Below are 3710 nucleotides of genomic sequence, written 5' to 3'. Positions count from 1 at the left end.
GCGGGCTCTATTTTCGAGTTATTGGCATAGAGAGAAATGCGGTGAAGATTGGCATGATGAATATCACGTATAACATGAGACGATTTGTCACGCTATGCGGCCAACGTGCGTCTGGAATATACAAATAAGGAGAAAAAATCATCAAAAGAACGAATTTTTATCCGATATTTTTGTAAATAAATGCGTAATGATAATTATTTTCGGTAAGTGTTCCGGTAGAAAAAATTAGAAAATTATCGCGCTAAAAAAACGAATTTATAGAGGTTCCCATAACTGTTTCGTAGAAAATCTTGCTCCCAAATGTTTTCAAGTATGTCAGCAACACTTTGTTGTACCAATTTATCTTCAACAGTGGGCAGACCTAAAGGACGTTCTTTGCCATTGGCTTTGGGGATGTATACACGCTTTACATCATTGACTCGATAACGACCGCTTTTGAGCTCTTGGTGTAGGCGTTGAATATTGTCCGGCAATCGGGTTTCGAATTGTTTGGCCGTTTGACCATCAATACCCGCTGCCGAGTTTTTATTGAGGTTTGCCCAGGCTCGATAGAGTGCATCGTCCGTCAGTTGTCCATAAACATTCTGAAATCGATGCTTCGAGTGGGTCTGTGCTTTAAATGCTATGGTGTTTAATTCGGTTGTCATAGTGATTCCAGCCCTACTTTGTCCGGCCTATGTTTCTGTTAAACACCGCGATATTACTGTCAGCTCCTTCGCCATGTGAACGGCTTTCCCGCTCTCAGACTACTATGAACTGATCCGACTTCCAAGCTGCCTTCATTCGCCTCGTATTTTACTAAGCAGCCTTACCTAATTCCTTTAGGAGCAAACTTGGATCTCGGCTTTGACTCCTGTGTCGCCCTACCTCCTGCATCCATGCAGTCGTCACAAGTTCCTGCCGAAACTCTTTATACATGCCACGGCTTTATAACTCCGCTAGATCGCCACAATCTTGCCCGAAAAAAAAAATTATTTTTTTTTCCTTAACGATTGCTTTGCATGGACTTCGATGGCGTTACCAATCTCGTCACCTAGGATTCGCTATTTTCGAAGCGATACCAGCACTTCAGGATCACGGTAATCCCTATGGCCTATATAATTCTCTGTCTACGCTTCACATTATTTGTTCACCTGAGCTTCCTGCCACACAAATATTCCTCATTTACAGCTCCGCATAATGCGCAAGACTCGATACTGGTGGAAGGCTAGTCCTTACCAGACTGGGACTTTCACCCAGTAAGTTTCGACAAGCTTCGCTTGTCGCACTAACGCTCGCAGCAAAGGCGAGCAGCTTGCTGCGAGTCCAGCACCCAAAGGGTGCGATTTTGACTGCGCTTGTTAGGTGCACTTGCTACGGCGTGTTGGCTTAATGCCATGATGAACTCTCCTTGGTTGTACTGCCATAATTCCAGATTACTGCAATGGTACCGTTGCTATAACTTTGCCAATAAGGTGGGTAGCTTACAGAACGTTATGTTTACTGCTGTGCTAAGTAAGCTAACCGGATAACTGTGATTTCTGACCGAAGCCGTAAACCTCATTAACATACCATTAAAGAGTTCTTAAAATATCGGAGAAGAACCTTTCAGCTGGTGGATATTTCAATTTAAACTAGCACTCTGCTTGGAGCGAATCTTTAACTACCGTTATTATATCAAACGAACTTTTCCCAAACAGCAGCGATTGATAGAGATTGAGCTACTTCTTTCCATTTCTTTGAGTTTCCTTCCGTTTTCTTTGTCCAGCGCCACATCTCAACATCAGAATTAGTAGCAAATGCAGCTGAAAAACTATCAATTCTATCTATATGTTCTGGATCTTCAAGAGAAAGGTTTGGGAATGGTTGTAAATAAGCTTCCCCTCTTTCGGAGTAATATCGTTGACCTTCACATAGCGTGTCGAATATATAAGTATCAATTAAGTGTAGAATTTTTCCGCCAGGTTTTAACAGGCGGGCAGCGTCAGCCATCATGTTTTTTAATTGAGAAAGTGGTACATGCTCAACTACTGATATGCTGTAGATTATATCGAAACTATCTTCCTGAAGTTCTGAAGAAAAATCCCCTAGAAAAGTTTGAACTATTTCATAGGGCTGATCTTGCGGCAAATTTTTTGGCCCTTGACCAATGCCTTCAAACTTATCAGCATTGATAACTTGATGACCCCAGCCGGCAACTCTACGTGCCACACGTGAGTGGCCGCCACCCATTTCAAGAACAGTCTTGCCGCCATCTGTACCTAAATGATCAAGCAGCCAATCAATCGCATAGCCATCCTGAATGTTTTTTAGGCTAGAATTATTATCATGTACCCTTTTTCGGTCTAGACACTTAAACAAATCAGCTTTAGTTATAATTTTAAAACTCATATAGGTTCTCCAGATACTAGCTATCAAGTATCACTGCTGTCCCGTTAACTGAAAGAAAAGGCGGCCTGTAAACACCTAGTAATTTATAATAGTTTCACCACAAAACACTATAAATCCAGAGTGAAACAGACCATGAGTCATCATAATACAGTCATTGCCCAAATGCTAAAACTCATTCCGAGACATGAATTCAACACCCTAGCAACCCAGCATCATGCAGGGCGATCTTTTCGCAAAGCCTCGCGCTGGTCACAGTTTGTGACCATGATGATTGCCCAGTTATCGGGCCGAAACAGCTTGCGCGATATTGTGGAGAATATGACGGCGCAAATGCACAAACTCTATCATTTGGGGACTGGAAAATTGTCTCGTACGACTTTGTCTCGAATCAATGAAGACAAGCCTTATAAGCTTTACGAAGCACTTTTTGGCCGTTTGCTCTCTCGTTGTCAATCGGCTGCACCAAAACATAACTTTCGCTTTAAAAACAAGCTGTATTCACTCGATGCGACAACCATTGATCTGTGTTTATCGGCCTTTCCTTGGGCCGAGTTTCGTTCAACAAAAGGCGCCGTTAAGCTGCATGTCGGCTTAAACCATGAAGGTTACTTGCCAGAGTTTATGACCGTCACCGATGGCAAAGTTCATGACATTACGGCGGCAAGAACAATGGACTTGCCACGAGGCAGTATCGTCGTCATTGATAAAGGCTACAATGATTATGCATGGTATAAGCAACTGATAGATAAGAATATTTTCTTTGTCACTCGCTTAAAGAACAATGCAAAGTATCGCGTTATTGAGCGTTACGATGTTCTCAAATCTAAAGGGATAACCTCCGATCAGATCATTGAATTTACCGGGGCACAGACCGCTAAAAAATGTCCTACTCGCTTGCGTCGCATTGGTTACACAGATGGGGAAACAGGCAAACACTACGTATTCTTGACAAATAACATGGCCTTAGCTGCCAAGACGATTGCTGATCTCTACAAAGCGCGATGGCAGGTGGAGTTATTCTTTAAATGGATCAAGCAGAATTTGAAAATTAAGTCGTTTGTTGGTACCAGCAAGAATGCCGTATTGACACAGATATGGATCTCGATGTGCGCTTATTTATTACTGGCTTTTTTAAAATTTCAATCAAAATTAGCCCAGAGTATGCAGCAAATTCTACGGCTATTACAGCTTAATCTTTTTGAAAAACGGGACCTACTAAGGAGTACATAGCTTAGCCAACATTAAGCGGCATCTGCTATGTACTCCAAATTCTTATCTTTAAAAAAGCCAAGCAATATATTTTTCGATTTCTGTAGCTGACACATAAACTTTTTTACTTG

The 3710-nt window shown here is 41.9% G+C and carries 3 protein-coding genes; 1 reads left to right on the top strand and 2 read right to left on the bottom strand.

All coding sequences use genetic code 11. From position 1 onward, the window contains the following. Positions 1 to 233: 233 nt before the first annotated feature. Together LU351_RS20045 and LU351_RS20040 are read right to left on the bottom strand one after the other, a co-directional pair. Positions 234 to 647: a reverse transcriptase family protein gene (locus tag LU351_RS20045; protein ID WP_232595865.1), complete on the bottom strand. Its 414-nt coding sequence runs from the start codon at positions 645 to 647 to the stop codon at positions 234 to 236. 1009 nt (positions 648 to 1656) lie between these two features. Next, on the bottom strand, positions 1657 to 2370 hold the full coding sequence (locus tag LU351_RS20040; RefSeq protein ID WP_232595864.1) for a class I SAM-dependent methyltransferase: 714 nt from the start codon (positions 2368 to 2370) through the stop codon (positions 1657 to 1659). Between the two features lie 132 nt (positions 2371 to 2502). Between LU351_RS20040 and LU351_RS20035 the strand changes: the two genes are divergently transcribed. Further along, positions 2503 to 3600 (top strand): IS4 family transposase, encoded by a 1098-nt coding sequence (locus LU351_RS20035; protein WP_232595863.1) that lies wholly within the window; start codon positions 2503 to 2505, stop codon positions 3598 to 3600. Positions 3601 to 3710: the final 110 nt, after the last annotated feature.

Source organism: Marinibactrum halimedae, from assembly GCF_021234875.1.
Lineage (GTDB): Bacteria > Pseudomonadota > Gammaproteobacteria > Pseudomonadales > Cellvibrionaceae > Marinibactrum > Marinibactrum halimedae.
The sequence above is the reverse complement of the archived record's forward strand: the minus strand, read 5'-3'. Positions and strand labels throughout refer to the sequence as shown.